17 protein-coding genes are annotated in these 14,813 nt (G+C 71.7%); 13 read left to right on the forward strand and 4 right to left on the reverse strand.

Features of this window, described 5'->3' with window-relative positions:
* Positions 1-86 precede the first annotated feature (86 nt).
* Entirely contained in the window at positions 87-1,274 is a 1,188-nt protein-coding gene (locus DEJ18_RS01400) for an ROK family transcriptional regulator (protein WP_111211427.1), read from the forward strand.
* 307 nt (positions 1,275-1,581) lie between these two features.
* Here the strand turns inward: DEJ18_RS01400 and DEJ18_RS01405 are convergent, their stop codons facing one another.
* A complete protein-coding gene (locus tag DEJ18_RS01405; RefSeq protein WP_111211428.1) occupies positions 1,582-2,082 on the reverse strand; it encodes a MarR family winged helix-turn-helix transcriptional regulator in 501 nt (166 codons plus the stop codon).
* Positions 2,083-2,174: 92 nt separating this feature from the next.
* Between DEJ18_RS01405 and DEJ18_RS01410 the strand changes: the two genes are divergently transcribed.
* Positions 2,175-3,104: an NADP-dependent oxidoreductase gene (locus tag DEJ18_RS01410; protein ID WP_111211429.1), complete on the forward strand. Its 930-nt coding sequence runs from the start codon at positions 2,175-2,177 to the stop codon at positions 3,102-3,104.
* Between the two features lie 166 nt (positions 3,105-3,270).
* Here the strand turns inward: DEJ18_RS01410 and DEJ18_RS01415 are convergent, their stop codons facing one another.
* The gene (locus tag DEJ18_RS01415) at positions 3,271-4,032 is read right to left on the reverse strand and encodes a glycosyltransferase family 2 protein (protein WP_111211430.1); all 762 of its coding nucleotides are present in this window, start codon (positions 4,030-4,032) and stop codon (positions 3,271-3,273) included.
* 193 nt (positions 4,033-4,225) lie between these two features.
* Here DEJ18_RS01415 and DEJ18_RS01420 point away from each other — a divergent pair, with 193 nt between their 5' ends.
* From DEJ18_RS01420 to DEJ18_RS01460, 9 genes are all read left to right on the forward strand, one after another.
* The gene (locus tag DEJ18_RS01420) at positions 4,226-5,137 is read left to right on the forward strand and encodes a hypothetical protein (protein WP_111211431.1); all 912 of its coding nucleotides are present in this window, start codon (positions 4,226-4,228) and stop codon (positions 5,135-5,137) included.
* Complete coding sequence (locus DEJ18_RS01425) at positions 5,134-5,583, forward strand: phage holin family protein (protein ID WP_181434276.1); 450 nt, start codon at positions 5,134-5,136, stop codon at positions 5,581-5,583. The genes DEJ18_RS01420 and DEJ18_RS01425 overlap by 4 nt, the downstream gene beginning before the upstream one ends.
* Complete coding sequence (locus tag DEJ18_RS01430) at positions 5,583-6,188, forward strand: DUF3618 domain-containing protein (RefSeq protein ID WP_258371232.1); 606 nt, start codon at positions 5,583-5,585, stop codon at positions 6,186-6,188. Before DEJ18_RS01425 ends, DEJ18_RS01430 begins: the two co-directional genes overlap by 1 nt.
* A 137-nt stretch (positions 6,189-6,325) precedes the next feature.
* A complete protein-coding gene (locus DEJ18_RS01435) occupies positions 6,326-7,018 on the forward strand; it encodes an HAD family hydrolase (RefSeq protein ID WP_111211463.1) in 693 nt (230 codons plus the stop codon).
* Positions 7,019-7,072: 54 nt separating this feature from the next.
* The gene (locus DEJ18_RS01440; RefSeq protein ID WP_258377010.1) at positions 7,073-7,555 is read left to right on the forward strand and encodes a GNAT family N-acetyltransferase; all 483 of its coding nucleotides are present in this window, start codon (positions 7,073-7,075) and stop codon (positions 7,553-7,555) included.
* Between the two features lie 66 nt (positions 7,556-7,621).
* On the forward strand, positions 7,622-8,245 hold the full coding sequence (locus tag DEJ18_RS01445) for a TetR/AcrR family transcriptional regulator (RefSeq protein WP_181431239.1): 624 nt from the start codon (positions 7,622-7,624) through the stop codon (positions 8,243-8,245).
* Positions 8,242-9,951: an MDR family MFS transporter gene (locus tag DEJ18_RS01450; RefSeq protein WP_111211432.1), complete on the forward strand. Its 1,710-nt coding sequence runs from the start codon at positions 8,242-8,244 to the stop codon at positions 9,949-9,951. Before DEJ18_RS01445 ends, DEJ18_RS01450 begins: the two co-directional genes overlap by 4 nt.
* Positions 9,952-9,960: 9 nt before the next feature.
* Positions 9,961-10,818 carry a ribokinase gene (locus DEJ18_RS01455; RefSeq protein WP_111211433.1) on the forward strand — a complete coding sequence of 286 codons (858 nt, stop codon included), beginning with the start codon at positions 9,961-9,963 and terminating at the stop codon, positions 10,816-10,818.
* Between the two features lie 80 nt (positions 10,819-10,898).
* Complete coding sequence (locus DEJ18_RS01460) at positions 10,899-11,834, forward strand: Ppx/GppA family phosphatase (protein WP_111211434.1); 936 nt, start codon at positions 10,899-10,901, stop codon at positions 11,832-11,834.
* Positions 11,835-11,845: 11 nt separating this feature from the next.
* Here the strand turns inward: DEJ18_RS01460 and DEJ18_RS01465 are convergent, their stop codons facing one another.
* Complete coding sequence (locus tag DEJ18_RS01465) at positions 11,846-12,385, reverse strand: putative antibiotic biosynthesis monooxygenase (protein ID WP_258377011.1); 540 nt, start codon at positions 12,383-12,385, stop codon at positions 11,846-11,848.
* 214 nt (positions 12,386-12,599) lie between these two features.
* Between DEJ18_RS01465 and DEJ18_RS01470 the strand changes: the two genes are divergently transcribed.
* Both DEJ18_RS01470 and DEJ18_RS01475 read left to right on the forward strand, forming a co-directional pair.
* The gene (locus DEJ18_RS01470) at positions 12,600-13,085 is read left to right on the forward strand and encodes a hypothetical protein (protein WP_111211436.1); all 486 of its coding nucleotides are present in this window, start codon (positions 12,600-12,602) and stop codon (positions 13,083-13,085) included.
* A 67-nt stretch (positions 13,086-13,152) separates the two neighbouring features.
* Complete coding sequence (locus tag DEJ18_RS01475) at positions 13,153-13,656, forward strand: DUF6328 family protein (protein ID WP_111082561.1); 504 nt, start codon at positions 13,153-13,155, stop codon at positions 13,654-13,656.
* 104 nt (positions 13,657-13,760) lie between these two features.
* Here DEJ18_RS01475 and ku read toward each other — a convergent pair whose 3' ends face one another.
* Positions 13,761-14,768: a non-homologous end joining protein Ku gene (gene ku / locus DEJ18_RS01480; RefSeq protein WP_111211437.1), complete on the reverse strand. Its 1,008-nt coding sequence runs from the start codon at positions 14,766-14,768 to the stop codon at positions 13,761-13,763.
* Positions 14,769-14,813: the final 45 nt, after the last annotated feature.

Below are 14,813 nucleotides of genomic sequence, written 5' to 3' on the forward strand. Positions count from 1 at the left end.
GGCCGAGGCTCGGCCTGGCGGAGCGCCGCGGGCGGGCGCCGTGCCGCGCACTACGCTGACGGGGACCACGACGGATCGGAGCGGAGATGACGGAGGCCAGTACTGCCTCCCGTCCGGTGCGCACCACGGACGTCGTCCGGCGGCGTAACCTCGCCCGGGTCCTGCGGCTCGTGCACGAGGGCGGGCCGATGCCGCGCTCGGCACTGACGCGTGAGACCGGGCTGAACCGGTCGACCGTCGCTGCCCTCGTCGGAGAGCTCGTCGACCTCGGCCTCGTCGTCGAGGGGGACGCGCCACCCGCGACCGGCGTCGGCCGTCCGAGTGCGACCGTGTCCGCGTCCGCCGAGGTCGTCGCCCTCGCGATCGTCCCCGAGATCGACGCTGTCACGCTGGCCGTCATCGGTCTGGACGGCACCGAGCACGAACGTCGTACCGTCCGGACCTCGACCGTCTCCACGCCGGATCAGGCTCTGACCATCGCCACTGATCTCACCGCCGCCGCGGTCGAGCGCCAGCGGATCGCAAGCCGTCGGGTCGTCGGCGTCGCCGTCTCCGTCCCCGGCATCGTGCGCGTCGACGACGGCGTGGTCCGGTACGCACCGCACCTGGCCTGGCGGGACGAGGCCTTCGCCGCGCCGCTCACTGAGCGCACCGGGCTGCCGGTCCGGGCTGCGAACGACGCGAACCTCGGTGTCACCGCGGAGTTCCTGTACGGGGCCGGCCGTGGCGCCACCGACGTCGTCTACGTCAACGGCGGCGCGAGCGGCATCGGCGGCGGGATCATCACCGGAGGCCGTCCCCTGACCGGCACCGACGGGTACGCCGGCGAACTCGGGCACACCTTCGTCGCCGCCAACGGCATCCGGTGCCACTGTGGCGCGGTCGGCTGCCTCGAGACCGAGGCTTCGCAGGCGGCACTGCTCGACGCCGCGGGACTCGGGATCGACGAGGCCGACCGGCTCGGGGAGGTCCTCGCCGACGGGCCCGGGCCGGAGCTCGCCGCGGTCGTCGAGCGGCAGGTCACGGCGCTCGCCGTCGCCATCCGCAACGTGGTGCACACCGTCAACCCCGACGTCGTCGTGCTCGGCGGGTTCCTCGGCACGCTGCTCCGGCACGTCGGCAGCCGGCTGGAGGACGCGGTCCGCGCGCAGACGATGACGGCGATGGGCGAGGACCTGCGGATCGTGCCGGCTGAACTCGTCGGCAGCGTGCTGTTCCGCGGTGCGGCCGAGCTCGCGTTCGCGTCGCTGCTCGCGGATCCCGCCGCGGGCTGACGCCGCTCGTCGGTGCGGACGCTCCGGACGGGAGGCGCGGGGCCGGACCGTCACGGGCCTCCGGGGCGCCGATCTGGATGGGATCGCGGACGCCCGCCGCAGTTCGGGTCAGGGGCGGGCGTCCACGGCCAGCGCGTGCCTCCGGGAGTGGCAGGCGCGAGCCGTCGCTCCACGAGGTCAGGGTCCCTCGTGTGCCTTCCGGCTGGGCGACTGCAGCGACGCTACGCCGTCCGGCTGGGGCGTGTTCAGGTCCGGCCGCGGGTGCCGCTCGACGGCTCGGTCGGCCGGCTGGATGAAGGGCGGGGGCTCAGGTCGCCTTGCGACGACGTGGGGCTGCCGACCGTGGCGGTGCCTCGCGCAGGCGGCCGGCCACCGTGCCGAGGATGCCGGCGAGCGCCTCGGTCTCGTCGTCCGACAGCGACGCGAACAGGAGTTCCCGCACGAGGGCGATGTGCCCGGGGAACACCGCTGCGAGCACCTCGCGCCCGGCGTCGGTGATGGTCACGACGACCCGGCGTTCGTCCTCGGGGGACGCCGACCGCGACACGAGCCCGCGCTGGTCGAGCAACTGCGCCTGGTAGGTCAGCCCGCTCCGGCTGTAGACGACGCCGTCGGCCAGGTCGGTCATGCTCCGGCTGCCGCTCGGGGTGTCGCCGAGTCGCGCGAGCAGCTGGAACTGCACGTAGCTGAGCGCCCCGACGTCCTTGAGCTGCTTCTCGACCGCGGGGCGGAGCAGGGCGCTCACCTCGGTGAAGGACAGGTAGGCGGACAGTTCCGCGGCGGTCAGTGGGCGTGGGGTCTCCGGCACGATCTCGATCCTACCTGTTGCTTCGAGTTCGAAGCAGTGGTACGTTCCTGGCAAGTGCTTCGAACTCGAAGCAACAACGAGAGGAAACGACCATGAAGGCCATCCAGTTCTCCGAAGTCGGCGGCCCCGAGGTGCTCCGCACCGTGGACATCGAGCAGCCCGTCCCGGCTGCGGGCGAGGTTCGCGTGCGCGTCGCCGCCTCCGCGTTCAACGCCGCCGACAACGGCATGCGAGCGGGGTTCCTCCCCATCCCGGTCGTCCTGCCGCACGTCCCCGGCTACGACGTCTCCGGCACGGTCGACGCCCTGGGCGCCGGCGTCGACGGGCTCGCCGTCGGTGACGCCGTCATCGGGTTCCTGCCGATGGAGCGCGACGGCGGCGCTGCGGAGTACGTCATCGCCCCCGCCGAGGCCCTGGTGCACGCACCGACGAGCATCCCGCTCGAGGACGCCGCGGCCCTTCCGTCCGTCGCACTCACCGCGTGGCAGGCACTCGTCGACGACGGTGGACTCGAAGCCGGGCAACGCCTGCTCGTCGTCGGAGCCGGTGGCGTGGTCGGGAAGTACGCGGTCCAGCTCGCCAAGCAGTGGGGTGTGCACGTCATCGCGACCGCGAGTCCCCGCAGCGCCGACGCCGTGCGCGCAGCGGGCGCGGACGAGGTCGTCGACCACACGACGACGGACCTCGCCGACGCCGTCACCGAACCGGTCGACGTCCTGCTCAACCTCGCGCCGATCGAGCCCGAGGAGTTCACCCGTCTCGTCACCCTCGTCCGTGACGGTGGTGTGGTCGTCAGCACCACTGCCTGGATGGCAGCTCCCGACGACACCGAGCGCGGCGTCCGCTCCGCCGTGGTGTTCGTGCTGCCGAACCGAGACCGCCTCGCACGGCTGGCGGCGATGGTGGACGACGGCTCGCTCCACGTCGAGGTCACCCGCCGCATTCCGCTCGACGCGCTGCCGGCCCTGCACGCGGAGGCGAGCACGGGTCGCATCGCCGGCAAGGTGATCGTCCTGCCCTGAGCCGCTCGGTCCTCGAGGTGGTCACCTCACGGAGTCGGTGCTCCGACGCCGGGCGGCGATCGCACCACCTCGACCGCCCCGTTCTTGTCGAGGGCCCCGGGAAGTCGAACCGGGCGGACCTCCCCGTCGTGCGGCGGCCGGCCCGTCCCGGTTCCCCCGGGCCAGGTCAGCGGCCGCGCCACCACGCCTGGTCGCGGGCCTGGAGAGCCACCCGTGCCCGCCGCGCCCACCGACGCGTCGGCGTGGCACGGCGACCGTTCACGCGGAACGTGTGGAAGGCGCGACGCGTCCGCAGCACGGCGGACGGGAGGCTCGAGAACGGTCGCGCGGACACCCGCACCGTGAGCGAGCGGTCGGCCAGCACCCGCCAGGCCGGGTCGAACTGCATGCTGAGGTCGATGTCGTCGTGCACCTCGGGGTCGTCCCGGTGGACACGGTCCCGGACGGCGAGCCAGGTCGAGCGGCGGAGTGCAGCGGCGGACCCGAAGAGGGGCGGACGGCTGAGGGCCCCGTGCATGAGGACGAAGTACGGCTGCATGTACAGGACCGGCCAGAGCGCATGCACGACGGGCCCGGCGTCGGAGGGACGGCCGGGACCGGTCACGGCGACGACGTCCTCGTCCTCGAGCAGGCCGAGCGCGGCCGCGATCCAGCCGGGCGGCGGGACGGAGTCGGCGTCGAGACGCACGATGACGTCACCGCTCGCCGTGTCGTAGCCGAGTGATGCCGCGCGGGCGATCCCGGGGACCGGCTCACTGCGGACGACCGCCCCTGCCGCGCGTGCCACCGCCGCGCTGTCGTCCGAGCTGCCGTTGTCCACCACGACGAGCTCGTCAGCCGGGCGGGACTGGGCGGCCAGCGCCGCGAGACAACGACGCAGGTGCTCGGCATCGTTCCGCACCGGGATCACGACCGACACCACTGGCATGGCCCGAGCCAACCGGAACGACGCTGGGAAGACCCCGCGATCCGGACGTGGTCTGGCGTTCTGGGGAGGGTCGGGTCCGAGATCCGCGCGGAACGGCGTTCCTGGAAGCCATCCCAGTGTCCGGCGCGCAGGTTCGGTCCCACACGCCGCGGGTGCTCCGCCCGTGGCGACGATGAAGACCGGAAGGCCGACCATGACCACGAACCCACCCGGGAACGACTCCGGGACGCCCATCCACGACGCCACGGCTGCCGCCGAGGGTCACGAGATCCAGCCCGGCGTCACGGTCCCGTCCTACGCGAGCGGAACGCCCGTCGAGCGCCCGACCGGCTTCGACGACGTCGAGCCACTCGACGCGATCCCCGCCGACCAGCAGCTCCCCGCAGGGGCCTCCGCCACGAGCAGCCTGACCGCCACGCCGTCCTCCGCGGGTCACGACGACTCCGGCTCGGACTCGAGCGGTGGCAAGGCCAAGGCCCAGGCCGCCAAGGGTGCCGCCTCCGACGTCGCCGGTGACGCCAAGGAGAAGGCCGCGAACGTCGCCGGCACCGCCAAGGAGCAGGCCACGAACGTCGCCTCCGAAGTGTCCGACCACGCCCGCCAGCTCTTCGGCCAGGCGTCCGGCACGCTGAAGGACCAGGCCTCGGACCAGCAGCAGCGCGCTGCCGGTGGCCTGCGCACCATCGGCGACCAGCTCGGCAAGATGGCCGACAACGACGACGAGCAGGGCCTCGCCGCGAAGGTCGTCCGCGACCTCTCCGGCCGTGCCAGCTCGTTCGCCGGCTACCTCGAAGGCCGCGAACCGGGCACCCTCATCGAGGACGTGAAGTCCTTCGCCGCACGTCGCCCGGGCACCTTCATCGCGATCGCCGCCGGCGCAGGCATCCTCGCCGGTCGCCTCACCAAGGCGCTCACGACGGAGATCAAGCACGAGAAGGAAGCCGAGGCCAGCAGCACGACCGCGACCTCCGGCACCACCGGCTACGACGCCCCGACGAGCACCACCGGGTACGACACCATCGGACTCGGTACCACCGGTGCGACCGGCTTCGGCACCACGGGCACGACCGGCACCGGCACCACCGGGACGGGGCCGCTCGTATGACCGATCCGTTCCCCGGCGCGTCCGGTCGGACGGTGCCCGGGCAGTCCACCCCCGAGGAGCGCGCTGCGACGACGCCACTCGGCGAGCTGCTCTCCGAGGTGTCCCGCGACCTCTCGACCCTCTTCCGGCAGGAGGTCGCGCTCGCCAAGGCGGAGCTGACCGACTCCGCGAAGAAGGCCGGCAAGGGCGCGGGCATGTTCGGCGGCGCAGGCGTCGCGGGGCTCTTCGCCCTGCTGTTCCTGACGATCGCCGCGTGGTGGGGTCTCGGTTACCTCATCGGCAACGCGTGGTCCGCAGTGATCATCGCCGTGATCTACGCCGTCGTCGCAGCGATCCTCGCGTCGCGCGGTCGCAAGGAGATCAAGCAGATCGACGGCGCCCCCCAGACGGTCGAGACCGTCAAGGAAGTCCCCGAGACACTCAAGCCCAACACCGGGAGGAACTGATGAGCACCCCAGACGAGATCCGCGCCGACATCGAGCGCACCCGTGGCGCACTCGGCTCGGACGTCGACGCACTCGCCGACAAGGTGAGCCCGTCGCAGATCGCCCACCGCCAGTCCGAGAAGGTCAAGGGCAAGTTCCAGGACGTCCGTGAATCGGTCATGGGTGCTGCCGGCAGCGCTCGCGACTCCGTCATGGGCGCGGCCGACTCGGCTCGCTCCAGCGTCTCGGGCTCCGGTTCGAACGCCGCCGGCTCCGTGAAGGACACCGCGTCGCGCGGTGTCGAGAAGGCGAAGGGCAACCCGCTCGCCGTCGGCCTCATCGCCTTCGGTGTCGGTTGGCTCGCCTCCTCGCTCCTGCCGTCCTCCACCAAGGAGGAGGAGCTCGCCGGCGAGCTGAAGGACAAGGCCGCGCCGCTCGTCGACAAGGCGAAGGAGCAGGCCAAGGACGCCAGCGCCCCGCTCGTCGACGCCGCCAAGGAGCACGCGCAGGACCTCAAGGGCACCGCGCAGGACGCGGCCCAGACCGTCAAGGACGAGGCGCAGGGCGCCGCGTCCGACGTGAAGGACAACGCGCAGTCGTCCGCGGACGACGTCCGCAACGCCTGACGGACTCCGTCCAGGACGGGAGGCCCGGTACCAGCTGGTACCGGGCCTCCCGTCCGTTCCGGGTCGGTTCCGCCGTGGAACATCCGGTGCCCGCGGACCTGGGGCGGCGGTCGCCGCTCGCGGAGCAGGGTGGAGTGATGCCCGACACCCCCTCCACCGCCGTCCTGTTCGACATCGACGGCACCCTGGCCGACTCGAACTACGCCCACATCGACGCCTGGTGGCGCGCCTTCCGCGCCGCGGGCGAGTCGGTGGACGCCTGGCGGGTGCACCGGGCGATCGGGATGGACTCGTCGAAGTTGCTCGAGGAACTCCTGCCGGAGGCGACGGACGAGGTCCGGGACACCGCGAAGCAGTTCCACACCGCCTTCTACTCCGAGCACATGCCGCAGCTGCGCCTGCTGCCCGGTGCCCGTGAGCTGCTCGAGGCCGTGGCCGCGCGCGGGCACGCCGTCGTCCTCGCGACGAGTGCCCCGCAGAACGAGCTCGACCGTCTGCTCGAGCTGCTCGACGCCGACCAGTGGGTGACCGCGGTCACGAGTGGCGAGGACGTCGAGCAGGCCAAGCCGGCGCCGGACATCATCGAGGTGGCCCTCGAGAAGGTCGGTGTCGACGCCGCGTCCGCCGTGATGGTCGGCGACGCCATGTGGGACGTCGACTCCTCCGGGCGCCTCGGGGTCACCTGCATCGGCGTCATGACCGGTGGCATCGGCGGGGACGAGCTCCGCGGTGCCGGCGCCGCCGCCGTGTACGACGACGCGGCCGCGCTGCTCGCGGACCTGGACGCCAGCCCGATCGGCTCGCTCGGATCCTCCGGTCGCGACGAGTGACGGGCGTGCCGGTGCGTGCACCGGTGCGACGGACCCGTGTCAGGATGGACGATCGTGATCACCATCGAACGCGTGCCCTGGGACGACCCGCGCGGAGTCGCACTCCGCGCCACCATGGACGAGGAGATGCACGAGCGGTACGGCGACGCGAACCCCGGTGAGGCCCCGGAGATCACCGCGGAGCGCAACCGCGTGCTCACCGTCGACCCTGCGACCGTCGTCACCTCCCTGCTGGCGGTCGACGAGGACGGCACCGTGCTCGGGCACATCGCCGTCCGCCGACTCGGCGACGAGATCGAGCTGAAGCGCCTCATCGTCCTCGCCGCCGCTCGTGGCAAGGGCGCCGCGACCGCGCTGCTCGACGAGTGCGCCCGCGTCGGACGGGAGCAGGGCGCCGAGCGCCTCATCCTGCAGACCGGCGACAAGCAGCCCGAGGCCGTGGCCCTGTACGAGAAGACCGGGTGGGACCGCATCGACGTGTACGAGCCGTACGCCGAGACGATGCCGTGGTCGTACTGCTTCGCGAAGGCGCTCTGACCGCTGACCCTGGGAATCCGCCCGGCTCGAATTGCACTGACCGCCTGACAGTGCAATTCTTGGCCGGTGAGCACTGCTGAACGGACGCGGGCCCTCCGCCGCCGCATGGTCGAAGAGGCCCGTCGTGCCGTCGTCGACGGCGGACTGCAGGGCTTCACGATCGAGCAGCTCTGCGAGCGCGTCGGGGTGTCGCGGCGGACCTTCTTCAACCACTTCGCGTCGAAGGAAGACGTCGTCCTCGGCATCGAGCTCAACGCCGACACCGAGATGCTCGCCGCGTTCGCCCGGGGTGAGCTCGTCCCGGCGACCCTCGGGCCGTTGCACTCGGTGGTCGCGATGATCATCGAGCACCTCCACGTCGCGGGCATCGACCGCGCCGACGAGGCCCTGGTGCGCCGGGTGTTCGAGCGGGAACCCGTGCTCACGGCGCGCTTCCTGTCCGCCACCGACGCCCAGGTCGCGAAGGTCGCCGAAGCGGTGCGCGACCGCTTCGGCTGGACCGTCCCCGACGACCCGCGTGCCCGGCTCGTGAGCGAAGCCGCCATCGGCATCGTCCGGGTGAGCGCCGCCGCGTACTTCGACGACGACTTCGACGAGTCCACCGGGCCCCGCTTCGACGAGCTCCTCGACACGAACACCCGCCTGATGACGGCGGCCATCACCACGCCCGACCAGGAAGGCACCGCATGAGCGCCACCGCTCCGAGCACCACGCGCCGGGGGCGCCAGCAGACCGACGGGCCGCTGCTCCTCACGCAGCGGCGCATCTGGATCATCTTCTCGGCCCTCATCGCCGGCATGCTGCTGTCGAGCCTCGACCAGACCATCGTCTCGACCGCCATGCCGACCATCGTCGGCGAGCTCGGAGGTGTCGCCCACCAGGCCTGGATCACGACCGGGTACCTGCTCGCCTCCACCGTCGTGATGCCGATCTACGGCAAGTTCGGTGACGTGCTCGGCCGGCGCAACCTGTTCCTCGTCGCGATCGCGCTGTTCACGCTGGCGTCGCTCGGGTGCGCGCTGTCGACCGACTTCTGGCAGTTCGTGGTCTTCCGCGCACTGCAGGGTCTCGGCGGCGGTGGCCTCATGATCCTGTCGCAGGCGATCATCGCGGACATCGTCCCGGCGTCCGAGCGCGGCAAGTACCTCGGTCCGCTCGGGGCGATCTTCGGCCTCTCCGCCGTCGGAGGGCCGCTCCTCGGCGGGTTCTTCGTCGACCACATGACCTGGAACTGGGCGTTCTGGATCAACATCCCGGTCGGCATCGCCGCGTTCGCGGTCGCGTGGTTCGCGCTGACGCTTCCGAGCAAGAAGGCGACGAAGCGGATCGACGTCCTCGGGGTCGCCCTGCTGTCAGCGACCACGGCGTGCCTGGTCTTCTTCACCGAGTTCGGCGGCAACCGCAACCACGGCTGGGACGCCTTCGAGACCTGGGCATGGGGTGCCGGGTTCCTCGTCGCCGCGGCGCTGTTCGTGTTCGTCGAGTCGCGCGCGACCGACCCGATCATCCCGCTGTCCTTCTTCCGCAACCGCACCTTCGTCATCGCGACGGCGATCGGCTTCGTGCTCGGACTCGGCATGTTCGCCGCGATCGGCTTCGTCCCGACGTTCCTGCAGATGGCCTCGGGCACGTCCGCCGCGGTGTCGGGCCTGCTGATGCTGCCGATGATGGTCGGCCTCATCGGCACGTCGATCCTCTCCGGCACGCTCATCACGAAGACCGGTCGGTACCGCGCGTTCCCGATCATCGGCACGGTCGTGGTCGGGATCGCGATGCTCGGCATGACGACCCTCGCGGCCAGCACCCCGATCTGGCTGATCTGCGTGTACCTGTTCGTGTTCGGCGCCGGGCTCGGGCTCATCATGCAGGTCGTGGTCCTCGTGGCGCAGAACGCCGTTCCGCCGGAGCAGGTCGGCACCGCGACGTCGACGAACAACTACTTCCGTGAGGTCGGTGCCTCCCTGGGCGTCGCGGTCTTCGGTGCGCTGTTCGCCTCGCGCCTGACCGACTCCCTGACCGACGTGTTCCGTGGTGCGGGCGGCAGTGCGACGGACGCGGCGAGTGCGAGCGCGAGCATCGACCCGACGCAGCTGGCGACACTCCCCCCGGCCGTGCAGGACGGGATCGTCAACGCGTACGCCGACTCGCTGTCGCCCGTGTTCTGGTACCTGCTGCCGTTCATCGCCGTCGCGCTCGTGCTCGCGTTCTTCATCCCGCAGATGCAGCTCGCCGACGTCGCCGGCATGGTGGCGCGTGGTGAGGCCGTCGGCGGAGCGGAGGCCGACGAACTCGAGCGGGCCCGCCGCGAGGGCAGCGCCCGGTCCGGGTCGGAGCCCGACGCCCGACCGGTCGGTGCCGCCACCGGCTCGGTGCCGACCACACGACAGGACGAGTAGGCGCACCCCGTGGGCACCGTCGCCGTCGTCGGCTCGCTGAACGCGGACCTGGTCGTCCGGACCGAGCGCTTCCCCCGGCCCGGAGAGACCCTGCACGGGTCCGACCTGGTGACCCTGCCCGGTGGCAAGTCCGCCAACCAGGCGGTCGCCGCCGCGCGACTCGGCGGCACCGTGCGGATGATCGGCGCGGTCGGCGACGATGCTGCCGGCGCCCTGCTCCGGGACTCGGTCGCGGCCTCCGGCGCCGACACCACGCACGTCGTCGTCCGACCGGGCGTCGCCACGGGGACCGCCGTCATCACGGTCGACACGCACGGCGAGAACACCATCGTGGTGTCCGGCGGCGCCAACGCCACGCTGGCCCCCGCAGACCTGCCGACGGACGTCGTCGCCGGCGCCACGGTGGTCGTGCTCTGCCTCGAGGTCCCGACCGACGTGCTGCTCGCCGCTGCCCGGGTGGCGCACGAAGCCGGCGTCCTGGTCCTCCTGAACGCGTCACCGTCCGCCGGCGTCCCGCGGGAGCTCCTCGCCCTGACCGACGTGCTGCTCGTCAACGAGCACGAGGCGGCCGACCTCGGCGACCACGGGGTCGCCCGTGCGATCGTCACCCGGGGTGCCGACGGTGCGGTCGTGCACGACGGCGACGCTGCACCGGTCGCGGTGCCGGCCGTCACCGTCGACCCGGTCGACACCACCGGCTGCGGGGACGCGTTCACCGGGGCCGTCGCCGTCCGGCTCGCAGAGGGGGACGACCTCGTCACGGCGGCACGGTCCGCGGTCGGCGTCGGTGCGTACGCCGCGACCGGTGCCGGCGCGCAGGCGTCCTACCCGACCACGAACCAGCTCGAGGCGTTCCTGCGGGCATGAGCCGGGCCTCCCGGCGGAACCGGCGGACCCGGCGCACCCGGGTGGAGCCGGCCGGGTCGCAGCCCCGCTAGCGTGGGCGCATGCGCGTCGGAGTCCTCGACATCGGTTCGAACACCGGTCACCTGCTCGTCGTCGATGCCCACGGCGGTGCGGCCCCGCTGCCGGCGTCGTCGTTCAAGCAGCCGTTGCGGCTCGCCCAGCACCTCGACGACCGCGGGGCCGTCACGCAGGTCGGCATCGACGCACTGACCGACTTCGTGTCGCAGTCCGTCCGGGTCGCCGAGGACCGCGGGTGCGAGGAGATGCTCGGGTTCGCGACCTCGGCCGTCCGCGACGCCGTGAACTCGGATGCCGTCCTCGCCCACGTGGAGGAGCAGACCGGCGTCGAGCTGGCCGTGCTCTCCGGGTCCGACGAAGCCCGCCTGACGTTCCTGGCCGTCCGCCGCTGGTTCGGCTGGTCCGCCGGGCGCCTGGCGGTCTTCGACATCGGCGGTGGCTCGCTCGAGATCGCCGGTGGCGCGGACGAAGCGCCCGACGTCGCGTGGTCGATGCCGATCGGTGCCGCCCGTCTGGCCCGGTCGTTCCCCGCCTCGGGGACCCCCTCGGAGGACGACGTCCGGCGGATCCGGCACGAGATCCGCGTCGAGATCGCCCGCGACGCGGGTCGGCTGCTCCGTGCCGGAGCCCCGGACCGGGCCGTTGCCACCTCGAAGACCTTCCGATCGATCGCCCGGATCTGCGGTGCTGCCCCGTCGGCCGCCGGGTCACTCGTCCCGCGCTCCCTCGACGGCGCGGTGCTGCGGGAGCGGCTGCCCTCGCTGCTGACGATGTCGGTCGCGGAACTCGCGGCGCTGCCCGGGGTCTCGGCGAGTCGGGCGCACCAGGTGGTGCCGGGCGCGCTCGTCGCCGAGGCCTGCCTGGACATCTTCGACCTGCCCGCGCTGGAGGTCTGCCCGTGGGCGCTCCGCGAGGGCGTCATCCTCGAACGGCTCGACCAGCTCTCGGTGCTCGGCTAGCTGCGAGGGCGTCAGGTGCGGGGCGGTGCCAGCAGCCAGGGGCGGATGAGCTTCGTCACGAACGGCAGCACCCAGAACGTCATGATCGGCGTGAGCACGAGCGTCGTGATGAGGACACGGGGCAGCTCCGACAGGCCCGCGAACGACGGCAGCAGCCACCCGACCAGCACCGTGAAGACCAGGTTCACCGGGAAGAACCCGAGCCAGATGCTCACCGCCTGCTTCCAACGCGGGGGAGCGGTCGAGGCAGGGGCGTCCTGTGGCACGTCGAACCAGCCCTCGATGCCGGTGCGCTTCTCGACCCGTGACTCGACGACCAGGTCCCGGCCGAGGTCGAGCCACCGCAGGCGGTCGTCCGAGTTCTCCCACGTCGACAGGGAGTCGTGGTCGGCGAACCGGTAGAGCATGTGCCACTCGCGGGACCGCGCCGTCGAACGCACCCACCCGGAGCCGAGGAACCCCGGGTAGCGGTTGGCGAGGTTCACGCCGGACTGCACCCAGCGGGTGACCTCCGGGATGCGGTCGGGTTCGACGAGGCGGGTGATGGACACGGTGACGGGCGGGCCGGCGGTCTCGGGTGACGACTGGGCCCCCGTCGCCGGTTCCTGACCGACGCGCGAGCGGCGGGCAGGCCGTGCCGATGGGGAGTGGTTCCCTGGCTCTTGTGGAGTCATCCGACCAGTGTCGCGCCGGTCGTGTTTCACGCGCATGTCGCGTGCGTCCGACGAGCTGGTACGTGACGTTGGTGTGCGATACGTTGCACCCATGCTCGCGCTCACCTCCCTCGCCGTCCCGATCCTCCTCGTGTCCACGCTCCTGGCGCCGCCGGTGGCTGCCGAGCAGGAGGTGACCACCAACACAGCAGTCGTCGCGCGCCTCGAGCAGGTGGGCGCCACACAGTCAGAAGGCGACATCGCCGCCGTGCGTCAGCAAGGAAGGGCGACGCTGCTCACCGACCCTGACACCGGGCAGGTCATCGCGGCGGTCTCCCAGCGATCAGCGCTCGGGCGCGCGTTGAACCCGATCGGCCCGGGGTGTTCGACGACGTCGCTCTGCATGCGCTCGAGTTCGAACGTCCCGTACGGGTACAGCGGGACTGGGTCTCGCTCCGGGACGTGGAAGTCGATCAGCGACAACCGTGCTGGTGATCACCGGTCGCGTTTCGAGTGGAGGGGCGGCGCGATGACGCTCTCCGCTGGGGAAGTCAACTACTTCGGTCGCCCGGTGACCATGACGAGGATCAGCCGCTGAACGACCACGACGCGGCAGCGCGCGCGGCGGGCGAGACCGGCTCGCTGTGGCTGCGTACATTTGAGCCATGAGCACGACCGACAGCGAGGACCGCGGCACGGAGCGCGGGCGGAACGAGACCCCGGCGGAGCGCTGGGACCGCAACTGGAGCGACATCCAGCAGGAGCTGCGCATCGTGCAGACGGGCACGCAGATCCTCGCCGGGTTCCTCCTGACCCTGCCGTTCCAGCAGCGGTTCACGTCGCTGTCCGACCAGCAGGAGACGATCTACCTCGTCCTGGTGGTCCTGGCCGTCCTCGTCACCGTGGTCGCACTGTCCGCGGTCGCCACGCACCGGCTCGTGTTCCGACAGCGGCAGAAGCACGACCTCGTCCGAGCGGGCAACGTCATCCTGCTCGGCGCCCTCGTGGCGAGCGCGCTGCTCTTCGCGGGCACGGTCCTGTTCGTGTTCGACGTGGTGCTCGGGGGCCGCGGCGGGGTCATCGGCGGTGCCGCGGTCTTCGTCGGCACGGCCGCACTGTGGGTCTCGTTGCCCCTCGCACTCCGACGGAGCGCGCGGGACACACACTGAGCAGGCGCGTCCACGCAGGAGCCGTGGCCGTCGGGGGAGCCGGTGACCGGCGACCGCACCGACGACGTGGGCTGCGGCTCCGCGGTGGGGCTGCGGCTCCGCGGTCAGCTGGCCTGCTTCTTCGCCGGCGCCTTCTTGGCGGGGGCCTTCTCGGCGGCGGACTTCCGCTCCGGCGTCTTCTTGGCGGGTGCCTTCTTCGGCGGTGCCTTCTCCGACGACGACGACGACTTCGCCGGTCGGTCCTCGTCGTGCGACCTCCCACTGCCGGACCGCGACCCGCTCCCCGAACGCGCCCCGCCTCCGGACCGCGCCCCCGACCCTCCCGACCGGTTCTTGTCCACGGACGCGCGCAGCGCGGCCATGAGGTCGATGACGTCCCCACCGGTGTCGTCGTCGTCGGCCGCGTCCTTGCCGAACGTCTCCGCGGTGTCGACGTCGTCGCCGGACTCCAGCTTCGCGTCGATGAGCTGCTGCAGCTCCTCCTGGTACTCGTCCGTGTAGCGGTCCGGGTCGAAGTCGGTCGACATGCTCTCGACGAGCGACGACGACATCTTCAGCTCGTTCGCACTGACCTTCACCGAGGTGTCCAACGACTTGAAGTCCGCCGCCCGCACCTCGTCGCCCCACAGCAGGCCCTGCAGCAGCAGCACGTCGTCGTGCACCCGCAGCACCCCCAGCCGTGTCTTCTGGCGGAGGGTGAACTGCACGATCGCCAGGCGGTCGGTCTGCTCGAGCGTCTTCCGGAGCAACACGTACGCCTTCGGCGAGCGGGAATCCGGTTCGAGGTAGTACGTCTTCTCGAACATCATCGGGTCGACCTGCTCGACGGGCACGAACTCGAGCACCTCGATCTCGTGCGACTGCTCCTGCGGCAGCTGCTTGAAGTCGTCGGAGGTGAGGACCACGGTCTTCTCGCCGTCGTCGTACGCCTTCTGGATGTCCCCGTACTCGACCTCGTGCCCGAGCTCGCAGACGCGCTTGTACCGGATGCGTGCCTTGTCCTCGTCGTGGATCTGGTGCAGGGAGACGTCGTGCGTCTCGGTCGCCGCGTACACCTTGATCGGCACGTTGACGAGCCCGAACGCGATGGAGCCCTTCCAGATCGACCTCATGCGCTCATGATGCCCGGCGGCATGCGGATCGGCGCTCAGTTCCGA

This window comes from Curtobacterium sp. MCSS17_015 (assembly GCF_003234265.2).
Taxonomy (GTDB): domain Bacteria; phylum Actinomycetota; class Actinomycetes; order Actinomycetales; family Microbacteriaceae; genus Curtobacterium.

Bases quoted from the DNA above. Each gene is read 5' to 3' on its own strand.
- DEJ18_RS01400 (WP_111211427.1), top strand. From the start codon at position 87: ATGACGGAGGCCAGTACTGCCTCCCGTCCGGTGCGCACCACGGACGTC.
- DEJ18_RS01410 (WP_111211429.1), top strand. From the start codon at position 2,175: ATGAAGGCCATCCAGTTCTCCGAAGTCGGCGGCCCCGAGGTGCTCCGC.
- DEJ18_RS01415 (WP_111211430.1), bottom strand. From the start codon at position 4,032: ATGCCAGTGGTGTCGGTCGTGATCCCGGTGCGGAACGATGCCGAGCAC.
- DEJ18_RS01420 (WP_111211431.1), top strand. From the start codon at position 4,226: ATGACCACGAACCCACCCGGGAACGACTCCGGGACGCCCATCCACGAC.
- DEJ18_RS01425 (WP_181434276.1), top strand. From the start codon at position 5,134: ATGACCGATCCGTTCCCCGGCGCGTCCGGTCGGACGGTGCCCGGGCAG.
- DEJ18_RS01430 (WP_258371232.1), top strand. From the start codon at position 5,583: ATGAGCACCCCAGACGAGATCCGCGCCGACATCGAGCGCACCCGTGGC.
- DEJ18_RS01435 (WP_111211463.1), top strand. From the start codon at position 6,326: ATGCCCGACACCCCCTCCACCGCCGTCCTGTTCGACATCGACGGCACC.
- DEJ18_RS01450 (WP_111211432.1), top strand. From the start codon at position 8,242: ATGAGCGCCACCGCTCCGAGCACCACGCGCCGGGGGCGCCAGCAGACC.
- DEJ18_RS01460 (WP_111211434.1), top strand. From the start codon at position 10,899: ATGCGCGTCGGAGTCCTCGACATCGGTTCGAACACCGGTCACCTGCTC.
- DEJ18_RS01470 (WP_111211436.1), top strand. From the start codon at position 12,600: ATGCTCGCGCTCACCTCCCTCGCCGTCCCGATCCTCCTCGTGTCCACG.
- DEJ18_RS01475 (WP_111082561.1), top strand. From the start codon at position 13,153: ATGAGCACGACCGACAGCGAGGACCGCGGCACGGAGCGCGGGCGGAAC.
- ku (WP_111211437.1), bottom strand. From the start codon at position 14,768: ATGAGGTCGATCTGGAAGGGCTCCATCGCGTTCGGGCTCGTCAACGTG.